This is a genomic window from Cellulosimicrobium sp. BMG9.23, assembly GCF_059159985.1.
The window spans coordinates 387,783-411,830 of sequence record NZ_JBZGBZ010000001.1 but is presented as its reverse complement, the minus strand read 5'-3'; the positions used below and the strand labels follow the sequence as shown (position 1 = coordinate 411,830).

20 protein-coding genes and 1 riboswitch are annotated in these 24,048 nt (G+C 74.6%); of the genes, 10 read left to right on the top strand and 10 right to left on the bottom strand.

Features of this window, described 5'->3' with window-relative positions; translation table 11 throughout:
* Window positions 1-55: 55 nt before the first annotated feature.
* The 4 genes from AC4H2G_RS01710 to cobA are packed head-to-tail and all read left to right on the top strand — an operon-like array spanning window position 56 to window position 4,620.
* Window positions 56-790 carry a phosphoadenylyl-sulfate reductase gene (locus tag AC4H2G_RS01710; RefSeq protein ID WP_494364112.1) on the top strand — a complete coding sequence of 245 codons (735 nt, stop codon included), beginning with the start codon at window positions 56-58 and terminating at the stop codon, window positions 788-790.
* Between the two features lie 8 nt (window positions 791-798).
* On the top strand, window positions 799-1,785 hold the full coding sequence (gene cysD, locus AC4H2G_RS01705; RefSeq protein WP_494364018.1) for a sulfate adenylyltransferase subunit CysD: 987 nt from the start codon (window positions 799-801) through the stop codon (window positions 1,783-1,785).
* Window positions 1,785-3,203 carry a sulfate adenylyltransferase subunit 1 gene (locus AC4H2G_RS01700; RefSeq protein WP_494364017.1) on the top strand — a complete coding sequence of 473 codons (1,419 nt, stop codon included), beginning with the start codon at window positions 1,785-1,787 and terminating at the stop codon, window positions 3,201-3,203. The genes cysD and AC4H2G_RS01700 overlap by 1 nt, the downstream gene beginning before the upstream one ends.
* 7 nt (window positions 3,204-3,210) lie before the next feature.
* Window positions 3,211-4,620: a uroporphyrinogen-III C-methyltransferase gene (gene cobA / locus AC4H2G_RS01695; RefSeq protein ID WP_494364016.1), complete on the top strand. Its 1,410-nt coding sequence runs from the start codon at window positions 3,211-3,213 to the stop codon at window positions 4,618-4,620.
* A gap of 66 nt (window positions 4,621-4,686) precedes the next feature.
* On the opposite strand, the gene AC4H2G_RS01690 is transcribed toward cobA, so the two are convergent.
* Window positions 4,687-5,304 (bottom strand): LuxR C-terminal-related transcriptional regulator, encoded by a 618-nt coding sequence (locus AC4H2G_RS01690; RefSeq protein WP_435738995.1) that lies wholly within the window; start codon window positions 5,302-5,304, stop codon window positions 4,687-4,689.
* Window positions 5,305-5,381: 77 nt separating this feature from the next.
* The gene (locus tag AC4H2G_RS01685; RefSeq protein ID WP_494364015.1) at window positions 5,382-6,770 is read right to left on the bottom strand and encodes a PspC domain-containing protein; all 1,389 of its coding nucleotides are present in this window, start codon (window positions 6,768-6,770) and stop codon (window positions 5,382-5,384) included.
* Between the two features lie 136 nt (window positions 6,771-6,906).
* On the opposite strand from AC4H2G_RS01685, the gene AC4H2G_RS01680 reads away from it, so the two are divergent.
* Window positions 6,907-8,592, top strand: coding sequence for a PspC domain-containing protein (locus AC4H2G_RS01680; protein WP_494364014.1), 1,686 nt, complete (start codon window positions 6,907-6,909; stop codon window positions 8,590-8,592).
* On the top strand, window positions 8,589-9,152 hold the full coding sequence (locus AC4H2G_RS01675; protein WP_494364013.1) for a hypothetical protein: 564 nt from the start codon (window positions 8,589-8,591) through the stop codon (window positions 9,150-9,152). Before AC4H2G_RS01680 ends, AC4H2G_RS01675 begins: the two co-directional genes overlap by 4 nt.
* A gap of 178 nt (window positions 9,153-9,330) precedes the next feature.
* Here the strand turns inward: AC4H2G_RS01675 and AC4H2G_RS01670 are convergent, their stop codons facing one another.
* Window positions 9,331-10,224 (bottom strand): hypothetical protein, encoded by an 894-nt coding sequence (locus AC4H2G_RS01670; RefSeq protein ID WP_494364012.1) that lies wholly within the window; start codon window positions 10,222-10,224, stop codon window positions 9,331-9,333.
* Between the two features lie 204 nt (window positions 10,225-10,428).
* Here AC4H2G_RS01670 and AC4H2G_RS01665 point away from each other — a divergent pair, with 204 nt between their 5' ends.
* Window positions 10,429-11,580, top strand: coding sequence for a glycosyltransferase family 4 protein (locus AC4H2G_RS01665; RefSeq protein WP_494364011.1), 1,152 nt, complete (start codon window positions 10,429-10,431; stop codon window positions 11,578-11,580).
* A 191-nt stretch (window positions 11,581-11,771) separates the two neighbouring features.
* Here AC4H2G_RS01665 and guaA read toward each other — a convergent pair whose 3' ends face one another.
* Both guaA and thiE read right to left on the bottom strand, forming a co-directional pair.
* Entirely contained in the window at window positions 11,772-13,385 is a 1,614-nt protein-coding gene (guaA, locus tag AC4H2G_RS01660; RefSeq protein ID WP_494364010.1) for a glutamine-hydrolyzing GMP synthase, read from the bottom strand.
* Window positions 13,386-13,427: 42 nt separating this feature from the next.
* On the bottom strand, window positions 13,428-14,108 hold the full coding sequence (thiE, locus tag AC4H2G_RS01655) for a thiamine phosphate synthase (RefSeq protein ID WP_494364009.1): 681 nt from the start codon (window positions 14,106-14,108) through the stop codon (window positions 13,428-13,430).
* Between the two features lie 44 nt (window positions 14,109-14,152).
* Window positions 14,153-14,255: riboswitch (TPP riboswitch) on the top strand.
* Between thiE and thiO the strand changes: the two genes are divergently transcribed.
* From thiO to AC4H2G_RS01640, 3 genes are all read left to right on the top strand, one after another.
* Window positions 14,245-15,705, top strand: coding sequence for a glycine oxidase ThiO (gene thiO / locus AC4H2G_RS01650; RefSeq protein WP_494364008.1), 1,461 nt, complete (start codon window positions 14,245-14,247; stop codon window positions 15,703-15,705). It overlaps the preceding riboswitch by 11 nt.
* Before the next feature lie 5 nt (window positions 15,706-15,710).
* Entirely contained in the window at window positions 15,711-15,947 is a 237-nt protein-coding gene (gene thiS / locus AC4H2G_RS01645) for a sulfur carrier protein ThiS (RefSeq protein ID WP_494364007.1), read from the top strand.
* Between the two features lie 11 nt (window positions 15,948-15,958).
* A complete protein-coding gene (locus AC4H2G_RS01640; protein WP_494364006.1) occupies window positions 15,959-16,798 on the top strand; it encodes a thiazole synthase in 840 nt (279 codons plus the stop codon).
* Window positions 16,799-16,879: 81 nt separating this feature from the next.
* On the opposite strand, the gene AC4H2G_RS01635 is transcribed toward AC4H2G_RS01640, so the two are convergent.
* The 5 genes from AC4H2G_RS01635 to AC4H2G_RS01615 all read right to left on the bottom strand — a co-directional run bounded on the left by AC4H2G_RS01635 (window position 16,880) and on the right by AC4H2G_RS01615 (window position 24,017).
* Window positions 16,880-19,630, bottom strand: a complete 2,751-nt coding sequence (locus AC4H2G_RS01635; RefSeq protein WP_494364005.1) for an ATP-binding protein — start codon at window positions 19,628-19,630, stop codon at window positions 16,880-16,882.
* A gap of 149 nt (window positions 19,631-19,779) precedes the next feature.
* Entirely contained in the window at window positions 19,780-21,345 is a 1,566-nt protein-coding gene (locus tag AC4H2G_RS01630) for an MFS transporter (RefSeq protein ID WP_494364004.1), read from the bottom strand.
* Between the two features lie 276 nt (window positions 21,346-21,621).
* Entirely contained in the window at window positions 21,622-22,203 is a 582-nt protein-coding gene (locus AC4H2G_RS01625; RefSeq protein ID WP_494364003.1) for a TetR/AcrR family transcriptional regulator, read from the bottom strand.
* Between the two features lie 129 nt (window positions 22,204-22,332).
* A complete protein-coding gene (locus tag AC4H2G_RS01620; RefSeq protein WP_494364002.1) occupies window positions 22,333-23,613 on the bottom strand; it encodes a ThiF family adenylyltransferase in 1,281 nt (426 codons plus the stop codon).
* Window positions 23,610-24,017, bottom strand: a complete 408-nt coding sequence (locus tag AC4H2G_RS01615) for a DUF3817 domain-containing protein (protein ID WP_494364001.1) — start codon at window positions 24,015-24,017, stop codon at window positions 23,610-23,612. The genes AC4H2G_RS01620 and AC4H2G_RS01615 overlap by 4 nt, the downstream gene beginning before the upstream one ends.
* Window positions 24,018-24,048 lie beyond the last annotated feature (31 nt).

Below are 24,048 nucleotides of genomic sequence, written 5' to 3'. Positions count from 1 at the left end.
CCGGGCGAAGGCGGAGCAGCGTGAGGCGTCGAAGGCCGCGCACCACGCGGACCGCGTGGAGCACGGACGGGAGAAGCGCTCGCTCGACGAGCTGCGCGAGATCGCCCGGCGGGGCGCGGCAGAGCTCGCGGGCTCGGGCATCGGGGCCGACGACGAGGCGACGGCCGAGCAGGTCATCGCCTGGGCCGCACGCGAGTTCGGCACGTCCGTCGCCGTCGCGTGCTCGATGGCCGACGCCGTGCTGCCGCACGTCGTGGCGCGGCAGGTCCCGTGGGTCGACGTGCTGTTCCTCGACACGGGCTACCACTTCGCCGAGACCGTCGGGACGCGCGACGCCGTCGAGCAGCAGATGGACGTGACGATCGTCGACGTGCTGCCCGAGCTCACGGTGGCCGAGCAGGACGCCGCGCACGGCAAGGACCTGTTCGGGCGCGACCCGGCCCTGTGCTGCCAGATGCGCAAGGTCGAGCCGCTGCACCGCACGCTCGCGGGGTACGAGGTGTGGGTGACGGGCGTGCGCCGCGACGAGGCGCCGACCCGCACGAACACCCCCCTCGTCACGTTCGACGAGAAGAACGGGCTCGTGAAGATCAACCCGCTCGCCGCCTGGTCGTTCGACGACCTGCTCGCCTACGCCGCGCGGCACCAGGTGATCCTCAACCCCCTGCTGAACGACGGCTACCCCTCGATCGGTTGCCTGCCGTGCACCCGGCGCGTCGCGCCGGGCGAGGACCCGAGGGCCGGCCGCTGGGCGGGGCTCGACAAGACAGAGTGCGGACTCCACGTATGAGGACGGGCATGACGACCATCGACCTGACGACCGGCCCCACGACCGAGACCGCGCACGCGGAGGTCGGGCCCGACGCCGCTCTCCCCGTGGGACGGCGGCTCACCCAGCTCGACGCGCTCGAGAGCGAGGGCATCCACATCATCCGCGAGGTGGTGGCCGAGTTCGAGCGCCCCGTGCTGCTGTTCAGCGGCGGCAAGGACTCCGTGGTGATGCTGCACCTCGCCGTCAAGGCGTTCGCGCCCGGCCCGGTGCCGTTCCCCGTGCTGCACGTGGACACGGGCCACAACTTCCCCGAGGTCCTCGCCTACCGCGACGCCACCGCGGAGCGCCTGCGCCTGCGCCTCGAGGTCGCGAGCGTGCAGGACTACCTCGACGACGGCCGCCTGCGCGAGCGCGCCGACGGCACGCGCAACCCGCTGCAGACACAGCCGCTGCTCGACGCGATCACGGGGCACAAGTTCGACGCCGTGTTCGGCGGTGGGCGCCGCGACGAGGAGAAGGCGCGCGCCAAGGAGCGTGTCTTCTCGCTGCGCGACGAGTTCGGCCAGTGGGACCCTCGCAACCAGCGCCCCGAGCTGTGGAACCTGTACAACGGCCGCCACCGGCCGGGCGAGCACGTGCGCGTGTTCCCGCTGTCGAACTGGACCGAGCTCGACGTGTGGCGCTACATCGCGCGAGAGAACATCCAGCTGCCCGAGCTCTACTACGCGCACGAGCGCGAGGTGTTCGACCGCGACGGCATGCTGCTCGCCGTCGGGCCGTACTCGCTCCCGCGCACCGACGCCGAGGCCGCGTCCCTGCGCACCGAGACCGTGCGGTACCGGACGGTCGGCGACATGTCGTGCACGGGCGCCGTGCGCTCCGACGCGACGGGCGTCGACGACGTCATCGCCGAGGTCGCGGCCACGCGCATCACCGAGCGCGGCGCGACCCGCGCCGACGACCGCCTCTCCGAGGCCGCCATGGAAGACCGCAAGAAGGAGGGGTACTTCTGATGGGCGCCCACACCACGCACCCGACGTCCACGGACGACGCCTCGTCTGCTGACGGCGCGCTCGCGCTCGACGACGACCGCCGCGGCACGCTGCTGCGCCTCGCGACCGCAGGCTCGGTCGACGACGGCAAGTCCACGCTCGTCGGGCGCCTGCTCTACGACTCCAAGTCCGTCCTCGCGGACCAGCTCGACGCCGTCGAGCGGGTCTCCCGCGACCGGGGCCTCGAGACGGCCGACCTCGCGCTGCTCACCGACGGCCTGCGCGCCGAGCGCGAGCAGGGCATCACGATCGACGTCGCGTACCGGTACTTCGCGACGGCGCGCCGCTCGTTCATCCTCGCCGACTGCCCCGGGCACGTGCAGTACACGCGCAACACCGTGACGGGCGCGTCGACGGCCGACGTCGTCGTGCTGCTCATCGACGCGCGCAAGGGCCTGCTCGAGCAGACGCGCCGCCACCTCGCGGTGACGAGCCTGCTCCGCGTGCCGCACGTCGTCGTCGCGGTGAACAAGATCGACCTGGTCGACTACTCGCGCGAGCGCTACGACGAGCTGGCGGCCGACATCCGCGCCGCCGCCGCCTCGCTCGGTGTGGCGGACGTGCACACCCTCCCGGTGTCCGCGCTCGTCGGCGACAACGTCGTGGAGCACGGCAGCCCGAACACCCCCTGGTACGACGGCCCGAGCCTGCTCGAGCTGCTCGAGTCGCTCCCCACGGGCGACGACCCGGACACGGAGTCCTTCCGGTTCCCCGTGCAGGTGGTCATCCGCCCGCAGACGGGCCTCGCCGGGGCCGAGGACGCCGACCGGTACCGCGACTACCGCGGCTACGCGGGGCAGGTCGCGTCCGGTGTCGTGCGCGTCGGGGACGAGGTGGTCGTGCTGCCGTCGGGGCGCCGCACGACCGTCGCGGGCATCGACACGGCCGACTCGCTCGCGAGCGGCGAGGAGCTGACGGAGGCGTTCGCGCCGCAGTCCGTGACGATCCGCCTGACCGACGACGTCGACGTGGCCCGGGGCGACCTGATCGCCGCCGCGGCCGAGGCACCCGAGGTCACGCAGGACGTCGAGGGCACGGTGGCGTGGCTCGCCGACCGACCGCTCCTGCCGGGGTCGCGCGTGCTGCTCAAGCACACGACCCGCACGGTGCAGGCCGTGGTGCGCGACGTCGTCGGGCGCCTCGACCTCGACTCCGCCGAGCTTCAGCCCGCCGAGCGGCTCGAGCTCAACGACATCGGGCGTGTGACGCTGCGCCTCGCGTCCCCGATCGCGGCCGAGGAGTACGTCGTCGCGCGCCGCACGGGCGCGTTCCTGCTCGTCGACGCCCAGGACGGCGGCACCTTGGCCGCCGGCATGGTCGGCGACGCGCTCGCCGCCGTGCGCCGACCGGCCGAGCGGCCCGCCGCGTACACGATCTGAGGACACGATGACCGGGACCCGCGCCACCGGCGCCGACGGCCGTGACGTTGCTTCCGCGTCGCACCACGAGACGTATCCGCTCGGCCTGCGCGTCGCGGGCCGGCTCACCGTGGTCGTCGGGGGCGGCCCGGTCGCGGCCCGCCGGGCGCGGGGCCTGGTCGAGGCCGGGGCGAGGGTCCAGGTCGTGGCGCCGTTCGTGTGCGAGGACCTGGGCGCTCTCGTCGAGGAGCAGCACGTCCGGTGGGTGCGCCGCGACTACCTCACCGGCGACCTCGACGGCGCGTGGCTCGTCCACACCGCGACGGGCGATCGTGAGGTCGACGTGCTCGTGGCGGCCGACGCCGAGGCCGACCGGGTCTTCTGCGTCACCGCGGGCGACGCGGAGGCCGGCACGGCGTGGGTCCCGGCCGTCGCGCGCACGCGCGTCCCCGGCACGCTCGGCAGCACGGGGGCCGGCACGGGCGCGGACGGTGTCCCGGCGCCGTACGCCGAGGTGAGCGTCGCGGTCAACGCCGGACGGGATCCGCGGCGCGCGCAGAACGTGCGCGACGCCGTCGCGGCACTGCTCGAGTCCGGCGAGCTGCCGCTGCGGGGCGTGCGCGCCCCCGCGCCGGCGGACGTCGCGAGTGCCGACGCGACGGCCGCGCTCCTCGCGAGCGCCGGTTCCGTCACGACGCCGCTCGTGCGCCCGGTCGGGACCGTCGCGCTGGTGGGTGGCGGCCCGGGCGACCCCGGGCTGATCTCGGTGCGCGGCCGGCGCCTGCTCGCGGAGGCGGACGTCGTCGTGGTGGACCGGCTCGGGCCGCGCGGCCTGCTGGACGAGCTCGGCGAGGACGTCGTCGTCGTGGACGTCGGCAAGACGCCGGGCCACCACCCGGTGCCGCAGTCGGAGATCAACGCGATCCTCGTGCACCACGCGCTCGTCGGGCGTCGCGTCGTGCGGCTCAAGGGCGGCGACCCCTACGTGTTCGGCCGCGGCGGCGAGGAGCTCGACGCGTGCCGCGAGCACGGCATCCCGGTCGAGGTCGTGCCGGGCGTGACGAGCGCGGTGTCCGTCCCCGCAGCTGCAGGGATCCCGGTGACGCACCGCGGCGTGTCGCGCGGGTTCACGGTCCTCACCGGCCACGAGGACGTCGGCAAGGTTCCCGCCGCGACGGACCACACCGTCGTGCTGCTCATGGGTGTGTCCCGCCTGGCGGAGACGGCCGCGGCACTCGTGGCGCAGGGCCGCTCACCCGAGACGCCGGTCGCCGTGGTCGAGGACGGGTACGGCCCGCGCCAGCGCACGACCGTCGGCACGCTCGCGACCATCGCCGACCGCGCGCGCGACGCCGGCGTCCGCCCGCCCGCCGTCACGGTCGTGGGCGACGTCGTGCGCCTCTCCCCCGCCTGGACCAACACCCCCGCCTCCCGCTGAGTGCTGGCTATTTGTCGTCGGAACAGCGCTCGGTCGACAAATAGCCAGCACTCAACGGCGGCGCCGTCAGAGGAGGCGGCGCTGCGCGGCCCAGCGCGTCAGCTCGTGCCGCGACGAGAGCTGCAGCTTGCGCAGCACCGCGGACACGTGGGTCTCGACGGTCTTGATCGAGATGAAGAGCTCCGACGCGACCTCGCGGTAGGTGTAGCCGCGCGCGATGAGCCGCATGACCTCCTGCTCGCGCGCCGAGAGCCGGTCGAGCTCGTCGTCGCGCACCGCGACGTCGCCCGCGCCCGTCCCGAACGCGTCGAGCACGAACCCCGCGAGGCGCGGCGAGAACACCGCGTCGCCGCCCGCGACCTGGGCGACGGCCGCCGAGAGGTCCGGTCCGGAGATCGCCTTCGTCACGTACCCCCGCGCGCCGGCGCGGATCACGGCGACGACGTCCTCCGCGGCGTCGGACACCGACAGCGCGAGGAACCGCACGTCCGCGAGCACGTCCGCGCAGCGCTGGATCACCTCGGCGCCGCCGCCCCCGTTCCCGCCGGGCAGGTGCACGTCGAGCAGCACGACGGGCGGGCGCAGCGCGTGGACCCGCTCGACGGCGGAGTCCACCGAGTCCGCCTCCCCGACGACCGCGACGAGCGCCGGGTCGAGGCTCGCGCGCACGCCGGCGCGGAACATGTGGTGGTCGTCGACGAGGACGACCGGGACGGGGCCTGTCACGGGCCGCCCGGCGCCGGCCGGGCTGGGGATCGTCGTCACGTCGTCTCCTCGAGGCTCTCCTGGGCGGGTCCCGCAGCCGGTTCCGGGACGGCGCCGCGCGGCACCCGCAACCGTACTTCCGTCCCCCAGTCAGGACGACTGATGATCTCGGCCGTGCCGCCGCGGCGCTGCACCCGGCCGAGGATCGACTCGCGCACCCCGAACCGGTCGGGCGCGACGTCCTGCATGCGGAAGCCGTTCCCGCGGTCCCGGACGAACACCTCCACCGCCGACGCGCTCACCTCGAGATAGACCGAGTACGGCGGTGCCCCGTGCGCGACGGCGTTGACGAGCGCCTCGCGCGTCGCCTGGAGCAGCGCCGCGGTCTCCTGCGTGGGGACGCAGTCCCCGACGACGACGAGGTCCACGACGACGGGACCGGCGGCACCGCCGTCGGCCTGTCCCGTGCCGCCCACCGGACCGGGCGATCCGATGGCCTCGGCCCGGCGCCCCACGCGCTCGTCCTCCACCTCGGCGACGAGAGCGCGCAGCTCGGCCGCGAGCGACGTCCCCGGCGACGGCCGGTCGTCGTAGAGCCACTCGCGCAGCTCGCGCTCCTGGGCGCGCGCGAGACGAGCGACGGTGTCGGCGTCGGACGCCCGCGCACGGATGAGCGCGAGCGTCTGGAGCACGGAGTCGTGCAGGTGCGCCGCGATGTCGGCGCGTTCGGCCTCCCGTGCGCGGGCGGCGCGCTCGTCGCCGAGCTCGCGCACGAGCCGCAGCCACCACGGCGCGAGCACGATCGCGACGCCGCCCAGCACGGCGACGGACGCGACCGCGGCCCGCACGATCGACGACGGCCGGGCGTCCTGCCCGACGAGCAGCACGATGCCCACCAGGACGAGCACGACCCCGCCCGCGATGCGCAGGACACCGGCCGGCGTGCGTCCACCCGCACGGCTCACGAGCCGACCGCGCTCCGCGGCGTCGAGCTGGCTCCACGCGAGCGCCGCACCCCCGAGCGCGATGAGCACCGGGATGACCCACGACACCTCGATGTCGACGCCGGTGCGCACGGCGACGAGAAGACCGGCACCGCCGAGCAGCACGACGCCGATCGCGACGTCCCGGACCGGCATCCGCGAGACCCGACCCTGCAGGCGCGGTGCGAGGCGCGAGAGCGACGCCGGTCGCTGCTCGTCGCGCGCCGTGCGGGGGTCGCCGGTCGGGATGGTGAGCCACCAGAAGACGTAGAGCGCGAGGCCGGCGCCTCCGGCCAGCCCGAGCAGGCCCATCACGAGCCGCACCGGTCCGACGCGGACGCCGAGGTGCGCGGCGATCCCGGCGCACACACCGCCGACCCAGCGGCCGCGCTCGGGGCGACGCAGGGGCAGCACCGCGTACCCGGTGCGGGGGGCGGCGGGAGTGCCGGCTCGAGGTGTCACCCCCTGATCGTCACACGTCGCGGACCCCCTGGGCGTCGTCCGGGGCCCGAACCAGGGTGCGGTCGGGCGGGGTTTCAGGGTCGGCTCAGGGTGCCTCCCGATACCCCGCTGCCCCCTGGACGACGAGCATGGAGGCATGAGCACAACGCCCCTTCCCCCCGAGCCGCCCGGCGGCGGCTCCGGCTCGTCGGCCGGGCCCGGTCCCGACGCCGGCCCTGCCACGACGGATGGACCAGCACCGACCGCCGGACCGGCACCGGCCGCTGCACCCGGCACCGAGGTGCCGCCCTCGGCGCCCGCTGCACCGAGCAGAGCGCCCGGAGCGGGTGGGGACGGGTTCTTCGACGGCGTGCGCCGCATCGGCATCGCCCGCTCGGAGGACCGGTGGGTCGGTGGCGTGGCGGGGGGCGTCGCGGAGCGCTTCGGCATCGACCCGCTCCTCGTCCGCGGCATCCTCTTCGTCACGTTCTTCCTCTCCGGCGCGGGTCTCGTCCTGTACGGCGCGGCGTGGGCGCTCCTGCCCGAGCGCCGCGACGGGCGGATCCACCTGCAGGAAGCCGTCCGGGGGAACTTCGACGTCGCGATGCTCGGCGCGATCGCGTCGGTCGTCGTCGGTCTGTCGTGGGGCGGCGGCTGGTGGTCCTGGTGGGACTACCTGCACCTCGGCTGGCTCACGGGCCTGTTCTGGGTCGCGGCGATCGTCGTCGTGGCGGTGCTGGCGGTCTCCGTCCTGCGACGCGACGGCACGCGGGGCGGTACCCGCACCGGCTGGCCCGGACCGCAGGGCGGTCCCGGCTGGCCCGGAGCTCACGGCGGTCCGGGCTGGTCCGGCGGTCCCGGCCCCGAGGGCCCGACGACGCCCGGGCCCGTCCCCGGCGCACCCGCGACCGGGCACGCCCCGACCGACGCGCCGTGGGGCTCTCCGGCCCCGGTGCCTCCCTCCCCGGCGACGCCCGGTGGGGACGCACGAACGACGGACGCGGCGTCCGACTCGACCTGGACGGCGCACGCGAGCCCGTACGGCGCCGCCCCCGCGACGAGCGCCCCCGCGGCGCCGTCGTCCCCGGCGCCCGCCTGGGCGGCGGGCACGACCGCGCGCCCTCCCGCTCCCCCGGTCCCGCCGACGCCGCGCCCCCCGAAGCCGCGACGCCCTCGCGGTCCGGGTTCCGCGACCGTCGGGATCGTCGTCGGGCTGAGCCTGCTGCTCGGCGCGCTCCTGCTCGTCGCCGAGCGTCAGGGCGACCTGGCGTGGCCGGTCTTCCTCACGTGGATCGGGGGGTCGGTCGCGCTCGCGGGCCTCGCGATCGTCGTCAGCGGCCTGCGCGGCCGCACCAGCGGAGGGCTGGGCTGGCTCGCCGTCCTCGGCCTCGTCGTCGGCGTACCGACGGCGATGTGGCAGGACGGCTCTCCCGAGCTCGTCCTGAGCGGTGACGCGCGCACGGTGTCGGACGGGACGCACACCGTCGTCGACCCGGACGTCGCCGAGGCAGGCTTCGCGGTCCGGTGGGGCGATCCGACGATCGACCTGTCCCAGCTCGACCTGTCCGACGCGTCGGGCGCGTCCCCGGTCGGGGTGCCCGTCCAGCTGGGCGCCGGTGACGTGACCGTCATCGTTCCGGACGACGTCCCCGTCCGCGCGGACGTCCAGGTCCTCGCCGGCAGCGCCCGGTGGCGCGTCGACGGCGAGGACCGCGAGATCGGCGGCGTGAGCACACAGCCGGTCACGTTCGAGAACGCCGAGGTAGACGCCGGCGAGGACCCCCTGCTGGTCCTGGACGTCGTCGTCGGCGCCGGCCAGGTCACGATCGAGGAGGACTCATGAGCGACGAGAAGGATGCATCGGGCGGGACGCGCCCGCTCCACGACGAGCTGTTCGACGGCGACGCCACCACGCCGCTTCCCACGTCGGCGGACGACACCCAGGTGCTGCCCCCCGCACGCGCGGACGACACCCTGGCGCTGCCGTCCACGGCAGCGACACCCCCGACGACACCCCCGTCGGCGACCCCCGCGGGAGGGGCGGGCCCGGTAGACACGACTCCGCCCGCCGACGACCCGTGGTCGGCCACGGCGAGGACGCGGTACGAGAGTCCCGCACCCGGACGCACTGCTCCGTCGACCCCGTCCGCTCCGTCGGCTCCGTCGGGTCGGTCGGCGTCGCAGCCCGGCACCGCCGCAGGGCGGGAGCCGTCGCGGGGCCCGAGGGTCGCGACGATCGTGTGGGGCTTCGTGCTCTTCGCCCTCGGCGCCGCGGTCCTCGCCGCCGCGCTGGGCGCCGACGTCGACCTCGGCCTCGCGGCGATCGTGGTGCTCGTGGTCGCGGGTGTGACCCTCGTGGTCGGGTCCGTCGTGACGAGCGTGCGGCGGCGCGGACACGGCTGACGGTCCGGGCAGAGAAAGGCCGAGGGGTCGTGACGAGTCTCGTCACGACCCCTCGGTTCGTCCGAGCGACGGCCGGTCCGCACGCTCCCCCCGGTGCGACTCAGCGGGAGCGGGTCTCCGGCGTCCGGACGGACGTCTCGACCAGGCGCGCGGCGGGTCGGCGCGCCCGGCTCGCCGGTCAGCTCGCGGGCGTCCCCGGGCGCTCGTCGGGCGGGGTCTGCGACCGGAGCGGGGCCTGCGCCGGGTCCGTGGTCGTCGGGTCCGTGGTCGTCGGGTCCGTGGTCGTCGGGTCCGTGGTCCTCGGGTCCGTGGTCCTCGGGTTCGGGGTCCTCGGGTTCGGGGTCGACGGCGGGGTGGGGTCGTGGGGCGCAGCTTCCGGGCTCGCCCCCGGGGCCGACGGCATGCTCGTCCCCGGTGCGCCGGTCGGCTCGGCGGTGCTCGCCGCCGCCGCACGCGCCTCGGCGGCCGGCGTCGAGAGGGCCGACGTCCGGGCAGGACGGTCAGGTGCTGGCGTCGGCGTGACCGGTGGCACGGTCGGCGACGCGGGAGCCACGGGGGTGGAGGCGGGATCGACGTGCCGGCCGAGGCCGGACAGGTCACCTCCCGAGGTGTACGCCGCCGGGGTCTCGACGGCGACGCTCGGACCGCCGGCCAGCTTGCGGAGCGCGACCCCCAGGAGCAGGAAGAGGATTCCGAGACCGACGACGAGCGCGGCCACGCCGAAGGCCACGACGGACGTGAACAGCGACGCCCGGAGGAACGACGCCGTCATGACGGTCTGGCGCGTGGGATCGTCCTGGTCGAGCTCGGCGTACGTCGCGCCACCGGAGGCCTCCAGCGCGTGCTTGTTGATGACCTCGGCCTGCGCGTAGGCGGTGAGCGGTCCGTTGACGTGACGCCCCGCCATGAACGACGCGTCGTCCGAGACGGTGATCTCCTCGGCGGACAGCTGGTTCGCGACGACGATCCACGTGCCGATGCCCGCGAGGACGAGGATGATGCCGGCGATGATCGAGACGAGGCCGATACCCCGGGCGCCTCGTGCCGGCGTGATGGTGACCGTGCTGGACATGTGGCGCTACTCCTTCGTCAGGACCCACCTGGCCCGTCCGGCGCGCCCCCGCCCGCGAGGCGTGGCCGCCGCGGGACGGTCGAACCACCCATTTCGAGACCACCGTAGCGACCGGGGAAGCGTTGTGCCTGCGCAGACGGCGCGTGTCGCCGCAGGTCGGTGCGCGTGTCGTCGGGGCGCGGGGCCGGGTGGGAGGATTCCGGGGTGCGCATCACCCACGTCACCGACTGCTACCTGCCGCTGCTCGGCGGCATCGAGACCCAGGTGGCGCGGCTCGCGCAGCAGCAGGCGGCGGCAGGGCACGACGTCGCCGTCGTCTGCACGACGCCGGAGCGTCCGGGCGCGCACGGTGTCACCTCCGAGGTCGACGAGGGCGTCACGGTGCACCGCCTCGCGGCCCGGGTCCCGGGCGGCTACCCGGTCCATCCCCGCGCCCCCCACCACGTGGCGCGCCTGCTGCGCGAGGCGCGGCCCGACGTCGTGCACCTGCACATGGGCGTGCTCACCCCGTCCACGCAGGCGTCGCTGCGGACGGTCGTCCGGGCAGGTCTGCCCGCGGTGCTGACCGTCCACTCGGTCTGGGGCGGCGCGGAACGGGCGTTCGCCGCGCTCGACCGCGTCGTGCGGTGGTCGCGCTGGCCCGTCCTGTGGTCCGCCGTGAGCGAGCTGACGGCGGCGCCGCTCCGCCGCCTCGTCGGCGTTCACGGCGAGGTCGCCGTCCTGCACAACGGTCTCGACCTCGACGCGTGGCGCGTCCCGCGGACCGAGCGCGGCGAGCGCATGGAGGGGTCCGCGGTGCATGTCGTCGCGGCGACGCGCTTCGCCCCGCGCAAGCGCGTGCTCCCGCTCCTCGAGATCGTCCGGGACGCCGCGGCCCGCGTGCCCGACGGCGGGCTCCACGCCACGATCGCCGGCGACGGTCCGGAGCTCGACACCGCCCGCCGGTTCGTCGCCGAGCACGAGCTGCGCGACGTCGTCTCGCTCCCCGGCCGGCTCACCGCGACCGAGCTCAAGCGCCTCTACGCGCGCGCCGACGTGTTCGCCGCCCCCGCGGTCGAGGAGGCGTTCGGCATCGCGGCGCTCGAGGGGCAGGCGGCCGGGCTCGCCGTCGTGACACGCTCCCAGTCGGGCGTCGCCGAGCGTCTGACCGACGGCGTCGACGCCCTCCTCGCCGACGACGATGCCGGCCTCACGGACGCGCTCGTCCGCCTCGTCACCGAGGACGGCCTGCTCGACCGGATCGTCGCGCACAACCGCGACGTCCCGTCGTCGGCGGGCTGGCCCCGCGTCCTCGCCGACGTCGAGAACGCCTACGCCCGCGCGGCACGGATCACTGTCCGCACCCGCCCTCGCTGACCCGGACGTCACCGCGACGCGACGATCCGCACGAGGCGACGACCCGCACGAGGTGCGGGGTCGGGGACGACGCCGCGTCGTGGCGGGTCTGGCGGGAGCGACGCGAGGAACGAGCGGCGCGGAAGGTAGACGCGGCGTCGTTCCCGACCCCGCGTCGACCCGACCCCCGCTACGTCACCGACGCGGCGCGCTCACTCCCACTCGATGGTGCCCGGCGGCTTGCTGGTCACGTCGAGGACGACGCGGTTGACCTCGGCGACCTCGTTGGTGATGCGCGTCGAGATGACGGACAGCACGTCGTAGGGCAGACGGGTCCAGTCCGCCGTCATGGCGTCCTCGGAGGACACCGGCCGCAGCACGATCGGGTGACCGTAGGTGCGGCCGTCGCCCTGGACGCCGACGGACCGCACGTCGGCCAGCAGCACGACGGGGCACTGCCAGATCTCGCGGTCGAGGCCGGCCTTGGTGAGCTCCTCGCGCGCGATCTTGTCGGCGGCGCGCAGCGTCTCGAGACGCTCGGCCGTGACCTCGCCGACGATGCGGATGCCGAGCCCGGGGCCGGGGAACGGCTGGCGCCAGACGATCTCCTCGGGCACGCCGAGCTCGAGCCCGACGGCACGGACCTCGTCCTTGAACAGCGTCCGCAGCGGCTCGACGAGCGAGAACTGCAGGTCGTCCGGCAGACCGCCGACGTTGTGGTGGCTCTTGATGTTCGCCGCGCCCTCGCCGCCGCCGGACTCGACGACGTCGGGGTAGAGCGTGCCCTGCACGAGGAACTTGACCTCTTCGCCGTGCGCGCCGGCGTCGGCGACGATGTCGCGCGCGGCGTCCTCGAACACGCGGATGAACTCACGACCGATGATCTTGCGCTTGGTCTCCGGGTCGCTGTGGCCGGCGAGCGCGGTGAGGAACCGCTGCTTCGCGTCGACCACCACGAGGTTGACGCCCGTCGACGCGACGAAGTCGCGCTCGACCTGCTCGGCCTCCCCGGCACGCAGCAGGCCGTGGTCGACGAACACGCACGTGAGCTGGTCGCCGACCGCCTTCTGCACCAGCGCGGCCGCGACGGACGAGTCCACCCCGCCGGACAGCCCGCAGATGACGCGCGCGTCGCCGACCTGCGCGCGGATCGCCGCGACCTGGTCCGCGATGACGTTGCCGGGCGTCCAGTCGGGAGCCAGCCCGGCGCCGTCGTACAGGAAGTGCTCGAGCACGGTCTGGCCGTGCGCGGAGTGCTTGACCTCGGGGTGCCACTGGACGCCGAACAGGCGCCGCTCCCGGTCCTCGAACGCGGCGACGGGCGAGCCCGACGACGTCGCGAGGACCTCGAAGCCCTCCGGCGCGCGGTGCACCGCGTCGCCGTGGCTCATCCACGTGGTCTGGTTCTCGGGGGTCTCGGCGAGCAGCACGCCGGCCGAGCAGACCTCGACCTCGGTGCCGCCGTACTCGCGCTGGCCGGTCTGGGCGACGTCGCCGCCGAGCGCCGCGGCCATCGCCTGGAAGCCGTAGCAGATGCCCATGACCGGCACGCCGGCCTCGAACAGCGCCGGGTCGACGAACGGTGCGCCCGTCGCGTAGACCGACGACGGCCCGCCGGACAGGATGATCGCGGCCGGGTCCTTCGCGAGCATCTGCTCGACCGTGAAGGTGTGCGGCACGATCTCGGAGTACACCTTGGCCTCGCGCACGCGCCGCGCGATGAGCTGCGCGTACTGGGCGCCGAAGTCGACGACGAGCACGGGGCGCGGCGTCGAGGCGACCTGCGCGGTGGTGGGGATGTCAGGGGTGGTGGCGGGAGACGTCACCGGTCCAGGATAGTCGCCGCGCAGTGCTCGTCCGGAACCGCCTCAGGCGCCGGCGCGCTCCTCGATCCGCTCGCGCAGCGCCCGCGCCGCGGTCTCCGGGTCCGCGGCCTCCGTGATCGCCCGGACGACCACGATCCGCGTGGCACCGGCGTCGAGCACCGCGTCGAGGCGCTCGGTGTCGATCCCGCCGATCGCGAACCACGGCGTCGTCGGGGCGGACGCGGCGACGTCGCGCAGCAGGTCCAGCCCGACGGCGGCCCGCCCGGGCTTCGTCGGCGTCGCCCACAGCGGGCCGACGCAGAAGTAGTCGACGTCCGGGTCGGCCTCCGCGACGGCGGCCTGCTCGGTCGAGTGCGTCGAGCGGCCGATCACCGGGGCGGGGCCGAGCAGGGAACGGACCGCTCCGACCGGCAGGTCCCGCTGCCCCATGTGCACGACGGGCGCTGCCGTCAGCCCCGCGACGTCGGCCCGGTCGTTGACCGCCCAGAGCGCGCCGTGCTCCCGCGCCACCCGCGCCACGAGCTCCTGGAGCTCGAGCTCGCGCGCGACGTCGAGCGTCTTGTCCCGGAGCTGGACGACATCCACCCCGCCCGCGAGCGCCGCCTGCAGGAAGTCCTCGAGGTCGCCGCGCTCCTCGCGCGCGTCGGTGCACAGGTACAGGCGCGCATCGGCGAGGCGGGCGCGGGCGTCGGTGCCCGACGTGACGGAGGTCTCGGTGCTCATCCGTCGGAGTGTAGGGGCGAGGGCGCCGCCACGGCCGGTACTGTGGCCGAGAGCACGGGAGCCCCGCACGGGGCTGAGAGGGCGTAGGAGCCGACCGTCGAACCTGATCTGGGTCATGCCAGCGAAGGGAGCGCAGATGGACCCCCTGCACGCCGTCGCCCATCCGGCCCGCGTCCGGGACGCGAACGCAGAGGCAGACCTGCCCGACGGCGCACGCGACGTCGTCGTGGTGGGCGGCGGGATCGTGGGTCTCGCCGTGGCGTGGCGCGCTGCGCGCGCGGGCCTCACGGTCACCGTGCTGGACCCGTCGCCCGGCGACGGCGCGACGCACGCCGCGGCGGGGATGCTCGCGCCCGTCACAGAGGCCGACTTCGGCGAGGACGACGCCCTCGCGCTGCACCTGGTGGCGGCCCGCGCGTGGCCGGCGTTCGCCACCGACCTCGAGCGCGCGACGGGGACGGACGTCGGCCTGCGCACCGCCGGGACGCTCACGGTCGCGTACGACACGGACGACCTCGCGCTCCTGCGCCGCGTGCTCGCGCTGCACGCCGCGCACGGCCTCGACTCGCACGAACTCACGCTCGCCGAGGCTCGCCGCCGCGAGCCGTTCCTCGGTCCGCGCGTCGCCGGGGCCGCGTGGGCGCCGCACGACCACGCGGTCGACCCACGCGCGACGCACGCCGCGCTGCTCGGAGCGCTCGGTGCAGCGCGCGGTGCTGCCGCGCCCGGTGCCGGTCAGAGGCCCGGGCCGGGTTCCGCCGTCGTGCGCGGCCGGGGTACCCGCCTCGCGCTCGACGTGACGGGGAGGGTCACGGGCGTGCACGACGACGCGGGCCGGCTCCACCGCGCCGGTGCCGTCGTGCTCGCGGCGGGCTGGGAGTCCGGTGCGCTGGCGTCGGGCGTGCCGGGCGTCGTCGTCCCGGTCCGCCCGGTGAAGGGCCAGACGCTGCGTCTCGACGCAGGGCCGGACCTGGCGCTCGAGCACGTCGTGCGCGGCGTCGTGCAGGGTCGGCCCGTGTACGTCGTGCCGCGCGAACCGGTCCCGGACGGGCAGGGCCACGGCTGCGCGGGGCACCGCGAGGTCGTGATCGGCGCGACGACCGAGGAGAACCCCGACGACCGTCGCGCCACCGCCGGCGGCGTGTTCGCGCTGCTTCGCGACGCGCGCGCGCTGCTCCCGGGGATCGACGAGGCCGCGCTCGTCGACGTCACGCCGCGCGCCCGCCCCGCGACGCCGGACAACCTGCCGCTGGTCGGCGCCACGCACGTCCCGGGCCTGCACGTCGCCGCGGGGCACGGGCGCAACGGCGTCCTCCTCGCGCCGCTCACCGCCGAGGCCGTCGTCGCGGGCCTGACGGGCGAGCACCTCGCCGCCGACGCCGCAGCGGCCCTCGCCGCGGCCCGTCCCGATCGCTTCACCGACGCCCCGGTCCGCCCCGCCGGTGAGGCCGGTACTGCCGGTGCCGTGGGTGCCGTCGGTGCCGAACCCCGGGTCATGGGCCGATCACAGGCCGGAACGGCGCACAAGCCAGGGTTCGGCAACCCCACCGCGAGTTGCGGCGCCTCCGTGACGAACCCTTCGACCCGCAGAGGATGACCCTCGTGTCCCCCACTCCCGCACCGACAGCGCTCGTCAACGGCGAGCCCTACCCGCTCGACGCGACCACCGGCGTCGAGGACCTCGTCGCCGCGCTCGTCCCGGCCTACGTGACCGATGGTTCGCCGCAGGGCGTCGCCGTCGCGATCAACGACGCCGTCGTGCCGCGCGGCACGTGGTCGAGCACCGTGGTCGCGCCCGGCGACCGCGTCGAGATCGTCACCGCCGTGCAGGGCGGCTGAAGGAGATGAGCATGCACGCCACCGAGACGACGCACGCTGCCCACACCCTCCCGACCCACGAGGACCCGCTCGTCGTCGCCGGGACGACGATCGGCTCGCGGCTCGTCATGGGCACCGGCGGCGCCGCGAACCTGCTCACGCTGGAGGACGCGCTCGTCGCGTCCGGGACCGCGTTGACGACCGTCGCGATGCGGCGCGTCGCCGTCCGCACCGGCGGCGAGGGCTCGCCGGACGCCGGGATCTGGGGTCTGCTCGACCGTCTGGGCATCCGCGCGCTGCCCAACACCGCAGGCTGCTTCTCGGTGCGCGAGGCCGTCCTCACGGCGCACCTCGCGCGCGAGGCGTGCGGCACCGAGTGGGTCAAGCTCGAGGTGATCGCCGACGACGTCACGCTCCTGCCCGACCCGATCGGCCTCGTCGAGGCGGCGGACCAGCTCGTGCGCGACGGGTTCGTCGTGCTGCCGTACACCAACGACGACCCGATCCTCGCGCGCCGGCTCGAGGACGTCGGCTGCGCGGCGGTCATGCCGCTCGGCGCGCCGATCGGCACCGGGCTGGGCGTCCTCAACCCCCGCAACATCGAGGCGATCGCGACGTCCGCGCGCGTGCCGGTGATCCTCGACGCGGGGATCGGGACGCCGTCGGACGCCGCGCTGGCCATGGAGCTCGGGTGCGACGGCGTGCTGCTCGCGACCGCGGTGACACGCGCGGCCGACCCGGTGCGCATGGCGCGCGCGATGCGGCTCGCGGTCGAGTCCGGCCGGCTCGCCGCGGGCGCCGGGCGCATCCCGCGCCGCGAGGGCGCGCTCGCGACCTCCTCCCCCGACGGCCGCCTCGACCTCGCCCTCTGACCACGACCCCGTCGCCGACGAGCTGGAGCCAGGGTCCGACCGTCCCGGCGCCGACAGGTGAGCGGGGGGACATCGGTCCGCTCAGGGGAGGCGCAGCTCCCTGAGCTGTCGGCGAGACGTGATGCCGAGCTTGCGGAAGATGTTGCGCAGGTGGGCCTCGATGGTGCGCGGGCTGAGGAACAGCTGCGCGCCGACCTCGCGAGAAGTGGCTCCGGTGGCCACCAACCGCGCGACGTGCAGCTCCTGGGCCGTGAGCTCGTCGGTCGGTCGGGCGGTCCGCTTGCGCGGGTGCTCTCCGGTGGCGCGCAGCTCGCGGGCGGCGCGGGCGGCGAAGGCCTCCCCGTCCATGCCGGACATGAGCTCGTGGGCCGTGCGGAGCTGGTCGCGGGCTTCCTGGCGACGCCCCTCCCGGCGCAACCACTCGCCGTAGACGAGGTGCGTACGGGCGAGATGGTTGGTCGTCCGGCGTGCCTGCAGCAGCTCGAGCGCCTCGCGGTAGTGGTCCTCGGCGACGGGGCCGGTCGTGACGAGCGCGCGGGAGCGTGCGGTCAGTCCGAGCGCCCACCGGGTTCCGCTGGCGCGGGCGCGGGCCTCGAGCAGCTCGAGCATGGCCGCCGCACGCGCCGGCTGATCGGCGCGGGACGCGGCCTCGACGGCCTCGGGGAGTGCGAGTCCGACGAGCGGGAGCTCGTCGGACTCGACCACCTGCGCCGCGGACTCCAGCGCGGCCGGGTAGTTGCCCAGACCGTTGTGGAGCACGGCCAGCGAGTACTGCGCCAGGGCGACCTCGGCACCACCCCTCCCGTGGGCCGCGACGCTCGTGGCGTACAGCTCGCGGGTCGTGGCCTCGTTACCGCGCCACGCCGCCAGGATGTGGTCCGCCTGGTGCAGCGGGACGGCGCCGATCGCCTGCGTGATGACCTTGCCCTCGGCGGCCAGGTCGGTCGCGTGCGCGATCTCGCCCGAGGCCACGAGGGTCGCGGACCGGAACAGGAGCGCGGTGGGGAGCGTGGCCAGCGCTCCGGTCTCGCGGGCGAGCTCGACGTTGCGCCCGGCGAGCGCGTAGAGAAGCTCGTCGTCGTAGAGCACCAGCGCGGTCCGACCGGCGAGCCACAGCCAGGGGCGGGTCTCGTCGTCGTCCACGATCTCGAGGCCGTGCCCGCCGACGCGGAACGCGTCCATCGCTCGTCGCAGCGTGGGCGCGCCGGCCTCGAGACCCTGCGTGAACGTCGTCACGAGCCCGTCGAGCAGCAGGTCGGCCGGTCGCGGTGGCACGGGCGCCCGCGGCGCGGTGCGGGCGGCCTCCGCGACCGCCGGCACCCCGTGATCGTCGCCGCCGATGACGGTCGCCGTGTCGAGCGCGCGCAGATAGGTCTCGCGCGAGAGGCCGGGATCGAGCGGGGCGAGCGTCCGGGCGGCGTCGAGCAGCATCCCGGGCACGTCGCTGCCGCGGGTCAGGTGGAACGCGATCTGGGCGCGCAGGAGCTGGAGACGGGCGCGCAGCAGAGTGTCGAGCGGCCCGGCCTCCGCGACCGCCAGGAGCTCGAGGGCCGTGTCGGAGGCACCGGCCTCGTGCTTGGCCTGCGCGGCGTCCAGCGCGCGTGCCGCACGGCGCGTGGCGTCCGGGGTCAGGTCGGTGGCCTGCTGCAAGAACGCGGCCGCGGCGGCCACGCCGCCACGAGCGCGCGCCCGGCCGGCAGAGCGCTCCAGGTCGGCGGCTGCCTCCTCGTCGGTGCCGAGCACCGCCTGCGCGCGGTGCCAGGCGTGCCGGTCGGGGTCGGCCTCGCGGTCGGTGGCCGCCGCGATCGCGCCGTGCGCGCGGCGACGTTCGGGCGGTCCGGCTGCCCGGTAGACCGCCGAGCGCACCAGCTGGTGGCGGAACCGCACCCGGGTGTCGATGTCCACCAGCCCGGCGGCCTCGGCGGGGGCGGCTGCCGAGGGATCTATCCCCAGGTGCGCGGCCGCACGGAGCAGCAACGCCGTGCTGCCCGTCGGTTCGGCCGCGGCGACGACGAGCAGCTGCTGCGTGTCGACCGGCAGGCTGCCCGAGCGCTGCTGGAAGCTGTCCTCGACACGACGGGGGACGTCCGCCGCGTCGGGCACCTCGAACCCGCCGGCCATCCGGGCCGGCGGCACCCCCAGGGGCAGCTCGAGCAGCGCGAGAGGATTCCCGCGCGCCTCCGCGACGATCCGGTCGCGCACGCCGTCGTCGAGCGGCGCGCGGAGGGCGGTGGTCAGCAGCACCCGGGCGTCGGCCTCACCGAGCCCGTCGAGCGGCTGCTCGGGCAGCCCGACGAACGGGTCGGCATCGGCGTCGCTCGAGTCGCGCCGCGCGAAGACCAGCGCGAGGCGCTCGGCCGCCACCCGTCGGGCCACGAAGGCCAGAACCTCCGCGGACGCCAGGTCCAGCCACTGTGCGTCGTCGACGAGGCACAGCAGCGGCACCTCCTCGGCAACCTCTGCCAGAAGGTTGAGTACCGCCAGCCCGACCAGGAACCGGTCCGGTGCGGCACCACCCTGTGTTCCGAACGCCACGCCGAGGGCGGACCGCTGCGGATCGGGCAGGGCGTCGAGGTGGTCGAGGAGCGGCGTGCACAGCTGGTGCAGGCCCGCGAAGGCGAACTGCGTCTCCGACTCGATGCCGATCGACGACTCCACCCGGAGACCGAGCTCGCCCGCCGTGTCCCGCGCGTGCTCGAGCAGGGCGGTCTTCCCGATGCCGGCCTGCCCGCGCAGCACGAGGGCCCCGCTGCGCCCGGCCCGTGCTTCGGCGAGCAGCTTCTCGACCGCTTCGCGCTCGGCGCCACGGCCCAAGAGATCCGCCAGTGCCACTCCTGTCAGAGCCAGGACGGCGTCGCTCGCCCCGGGGATGGTGTTGTCACCACCATCATCACCGATGCGGACCGTGTCTGTCGCTGGTCCGAGACCAGGGACACCTCACCGTCGTGAACCGCCGCACGGTGACGCGCACGCTCCCGGGCTCAGCGGAGCTCGTGCTCGTGCTCGTGCTCGTGCTCCGCCGCCAGGTCCTTGTCCGCTGCCGCGCCCCGGAGCGTGAGCGCAGACCAGACCGCAGTGAGGACCATGATCGACGCGCCGGCGACTCCGGTGATGATGATCGCCTCCGTGAACGCGTGCCTGGCGATCTCGAGCACTGCGGCACCGGTGCTTCCCCCCGCCTCGGTCGCCACCAGGAGTGCCTCCGCCATGGTCGACGACGCCCGTTCGGCGAGGCTCGACGGGAGGTCGAGCGCATCGGTGCCGGCTGTGACGACCCGCGTGTACCAGGTGACCAGCACCCCGCCCAGTACGGCGGTGCCCAGGGTGGTGCCGAGCTCGTAGGCGGTCTCCGAGGTGGCGGCCGCCTGGCCGGCGCGCTCGGGCCTGACGGAGCTCATGATGACGTCGTTGCTCAGGGCGAGCGCCATGCCTGCACCCAGCGACACGAGCGCGAGCGATGCAGCGATGAGTGCAGGGCTCGACGACGGCGACAGGAAGAACGTCAGGCTGAACCCACCGGTGGCGATCAGGAGTCCCGCAGCGATGACGTAGGCGGGGAGCACGCGTTTGACCAGCGTGGCCGCGACGAACGCAGCGACGGCCGCGAGGATCGCCTGCGGTATCAGCCAGAGCGACGCCTGGAGCGGGTTCAGCCCGAGGACGAGCTGGAGGTACTGGACGAGGGCGACGAGCGCGCCGACCATCGCGAAGATCGCGAGCAGGTCGGAGACGACGGCGCCGCGGAAGTAGCGCACCCTGAACAGCCTGACCTCCATGAGCGGGGTCGAGAGCGTCAGCTGTCTGCGGACGAAGAGCACGATCGCGACGAGACCGACGAGCGCCGTGACGACCCCGAGAAGGATCTCCTTGCCCCCGGTGAGCGACTTGATCGCGTAGACCACGCCGACCATGCCGACGAGGGAGAGGACGACGCTGAAGACATCGATCCTGTGCAGCTCCGGGTTGCGACTCTCGGGGAGCAGGAGCGGGCCGAGGACGAGCAGGAGGAGCATCACAGGGATGTTCATGAGGAACGCCGCCTGCCAGCTGAACGACTCGATGACCCAGCCGCCGACGATCGGCCCGACGGCCGCCCCGACCGAGGCCATCGCCGCCCAGACGGCCATCGCGTACCTGCGCTGCTGCCGGTCGAGGAACATGTTGCGCACCAGGGACAGCGTCGAAGGCATCATGATCGCACCGCCCACCCCCAGCAGGGCGCGGGAAGCGATGAGCATCCACGGCGCTGTCGCCAGCGCGCCGCTCACCGACGCCACCGCGAAGATCACTGCGCCGACGAGCAGGTTTCGCCGCCGACCGAAGCGATCGCCCACCGTGCTCATCGCGACGAGCAGACCTGCGAGGACGAGCGAGTAGATGTCGATCATCCACAGCTGCTCCACGCCGGTCGGGCTCAGCTCAGCAGAGATCGCGGGCAAGCCCAGGATCAGGACGGTGCCGTCGATCGTGATCAGCAGCAACGGCAGGACCAGTACGGCCAGACCGAGCCACGTCCTGGTCGTGGCCCGGGGAAGGGCGTCGTTCATGAGGATCTCCTCGCCTGTGCTCAATCTGTCGGTGTCTCAGAGGTGCTGACAGTGAGCCTAACGGACCAGCGAGTCGGTTATTCCGACCTTGCGCTTGGTACTGCGGAGCGAACGGTCGAGACGCGCAGAAGTAGGCGGTGCTCGCGGGCGAGGTCGGGCGGCAGGGCGCGAGCGATCGCGCGTTCACCCCGGTGGGCGGTCGCCGGGGGAGCACCATGGGCGCGCAGCCGCGAAGCGTCCGCTGCCTGGCGACGGGACGCGAAGGATCCCGGAGGATCAGAGAGGCGCGCTGAAGGTGCCGTCGGTGGCGAGCTCGAGCAGCCGACGTCGCGCCGCCGCGATGCTTGCTTCGTCCTCCTCGCCCTGCAGGGCCGCAGCCGCGACACCCTCGGCGGCCCGGCGCACGATCTGGATCCGCTCAGCGCTGAGCCCGTCCTTGGCGAACTGCTCGCTCCACCACGCGTTGTACTCCTCGAACACCGCGGCGGCCGCAGGGATCGCGTACAGGCCGTTCCAGTTCGACGCCGAGGTGAAGTCGCGTGCCGCGGCAGCTTCCGCGCTTCCTTCGCAGAGCGCGCGTACGTAGGCGCGGAGCATCTTGCCGGGATAGTTCTCCGCCAGGTCGAGGCGGGAGAGCACCGCGCCCCGGAACTGCTCGGACATGTCCTTCACCACGGCGACGAACAGCTGATCCCGGTTGCCGAAGTGGTGGATGAGTCCGCCCTTGGACACACCGGCAGCCGCGGCGACCTCGGCCAGCGTCACGGCGGTCCCCTTGTCGAGGATCACCTGAGTGGCTGCAGTCAGGACGGCGCGCCGCGTGCGTTCCGTGTTGCGCGACTGCCGCCCCTCGGCCATGGAATCACCCCACCCGCTCTGGCCTGACTGACCACTTGGTCGATAGTACAGCCCGAGCGGACGACAACCCTTCTCACCGGGCACACCAGGTCCCAGCGCCCCGGTCGAGTCGAGACCGCTCCCCTGCCTCTATCTCTCGCGATGCCGGGCCTCTACGTCGCCGGAGAAGTTGCCCGTGAGCTCGGCGAGGAGAGCGGAGACGCCGCCGACGACAGAGTGGGCATCGATCCCGGCGGCGCGTGCGGCGTCGGCGACGCGGGCCGAGCGTCCGCCGACCGCGCACACCACGAGCACTGGCCGGTCGGTGGGCAGGTCCGCGAGCGCCGCTGCCGTACCGGGGCTGTCCGCGCCACCGAGGAAGGCACCGGACGGGACGAGCGTCGACCCCGGGAGGGGGCGCACCTGCGCCTCCCAGTCCTCGCGGACGTCGAGGAGGAACAGCGCGTCGGGGCCGCCGGCCAACAGAGCGGCGGCGGCGCGCGCGGTGACGTCGCGCTCCCCCGCCACGGGCTTCGGATCAGGCGTCGCCGGGCCGAGGCCGCAGAACGCCGCGTAGGCGTCGTCGCTCGCGAGGAGCGCGGTGACCGGTGCACGTGTCGGGTCCGGGCGGACCGTGAGCTGGCGCCACGTGAGGTCGAGCGCGTCGTAGACCGCGAGCCGGCCGAGCAGCGTCGTGCCGGCACCCGTGACGAGCTTGATCGCCTCCGTCGCCATGACCGAGCCGACGGTGCCGCACATCGCGCCGAGCACCCCGGCCGTCGCGCAGTCGGGCGCTGTGCCGGGCGGCGGCGGGACGGGGAAGACGTCGCGGTACGTCGCACCCCGCGCGTCGTGACCACCCTGGGCCACGTACCGGGGACGGCCCCAGAAGACGCTGACCTGGCCCTGGAAGCGGTAGATCGAGCCCCAGACCACGGGCAGTCCGAGCACCTCGGCGGCATCCGAGACGAGGTAGCGGGTCGGGAAGTTGTCGGCGCCGTCGAGGACGACGTCGTAGCCGCGCAGCACGTCGAGCGCGTTCTCCGCGTCGAGACGGACCGCGTGCTCGACCACGCGCACGTGCGGGTTGACGTCCGCGATCGTGTCGCGCGCCGAGTCGACCTTGCGGCGCCCGACGTCCGGACCGCCGTGGACCACCTGCCGCTGGAGGTTGGAGGTGTCGACCACGTCGTCGTCGACGATCCCGATCGTGCCCACACCCGCGGCGGCCAGGTAGAGCAGCGCCGGGCTCCCGAGACCGCCGGCCCCGACGACGAGCACGCGCGCCGCCGCGAGGCGCCGCTGACCCTCCGGCCCGACGCCCGGCAACGACAGGTGGCGCGCGTAGCGCTCGAGCTCGGCGGTCGTCAGCTCACGACCCGGCTCGACGAGCGGCGCCAGGGCCGGCGGGGTCGGGTCCGGGGTGCTCACGCGCCGTACCGCTCCTCCAGGCCGGCGAGCTTGGCCTCGGCCTCCGCGTGCACCTTCTTCTCCAGGACGAACGACATGACCGGCACGACGCCCGCGAAGACCATCGTGGCGAGCCGGCCCCAGCCCCACCGCATCTTCGTCCACAGGTCGAGGACGGTGACGAGGTAGACGACGTAGATCCAGCCGTGTGCGAAGGGGATCCACAGGAGGTACCGCATGACGTCGTCGCCCACGCCGAAGACGTACTTCATGAGCAGCTCGACGCACAGGACCAGCAGCATCACACCGGTGATGATCGCGAGGACCCGGTACCGCGCGAGGGCGCCGCGCGCCTTGCGGATGGCCGTCCGCGCGGCCTCGCTGCTCGGGGAGGCGGTGCTCGTGGCGGGGTCCTGAGTGGTCATGCGTGGAGAGTCCTCACCTCGTGCCCCGCCG

Excerpts from the sequence above, each read along its gene's own strand:
- AC4H2G_RS01675 (WP_494364013.1), top strand. The coding sequence starts at position 8,589 with ATGAGCGACGAGAAGGATGCATCGGGCGGGACGCGCCCGCTCCACGAC.
- AC4H2G_RS01700 (WP_494364017.1), top strand. The coding sequence starts at position 1,785 with ATGGGCGCCCACACCACGCACCCGACGTCCACGGACGACGCCTCGTCT.
- AC4H2G_RS01670 (WP_494364012.1), bottom strand. The coding sequence starts at position 10,224 with ATGTCCAGCACGGTCACCATCACGCCGGCACGAGGCGCCCGGGGTATC.
- AC4H2G_RS01680 (WP_494364014.1), top strand. The coding sequence starts at position 6,907 with ATGAGCACAACGCCCCTTCCCCCCGAGCCGCCCGGCGGCGGCTCCGGC.
- AC4H2G_RS01690 (WP_435738995.1), bottom strand. The coding sequence starts at position 5,304 with ATGTTCCGCGCCGGCGTGCGCGCGAGCCTCGACCCGGCGCTCGTCGCG.
- AC4H2G_RS01615 (WP_494364001.1), bottom strand. The coding sequence starts at position 24,017 with ATGACCACTCAGGACCCCGCCACGAGCACCGCCTCCCCGAGCAGCGAG.
- AC4H2G_RS01640 (WP_494364006.1), top strand. The coding sequence starts at position 15,959 with ATGCACGCCACCGAGACGACGCACGCTGCCCACACCCTCCCGACCCAC.
- thiE (WP_494364009.1), bottom strand. The coding sequence starts at position 14,108 with ATGAGCACCGAGACCTCCGTCACGTCGGGCACCGACGCCCGCGCCCGC.
- cysD (WP_494364018.1), top strand. The coding sequence starts at position 799 with ATGACGACCATCGACCTGACGACCGGCCCCACGACCGAGACCGCGCAC.
- thiO (WP_494364008.1), top strand. The coding sequence starts at position 14,245 with ATGGACCCCCTGCACGCCGTCGCCCATCCGGCCCGCGTCCGGGACGCG.
- AC4H2G_RS01630 (WP_494364004.1), bottom strand. The coding sequence starts at position 21,345 with ATGAACGACGCCCTTCCCCGGGCCACGACCAGGACGTGGCTCGGTCTG.
- AC4H2G_RS01625 (WP_494364003.1), bottom strand. The coding sequence starts at position 22,203 with ATGGCCGAGGGGCGGCAGTCGCGCAACACGGAACGCACGCGGCGCGCC.
- cobA (WP_494364016.1), top strand. The coding sequence starts at position 3,211 with ATGACCGGGACCCGCGCCACCGGCGCCGACGGCCGTGACGTTGCTTCC.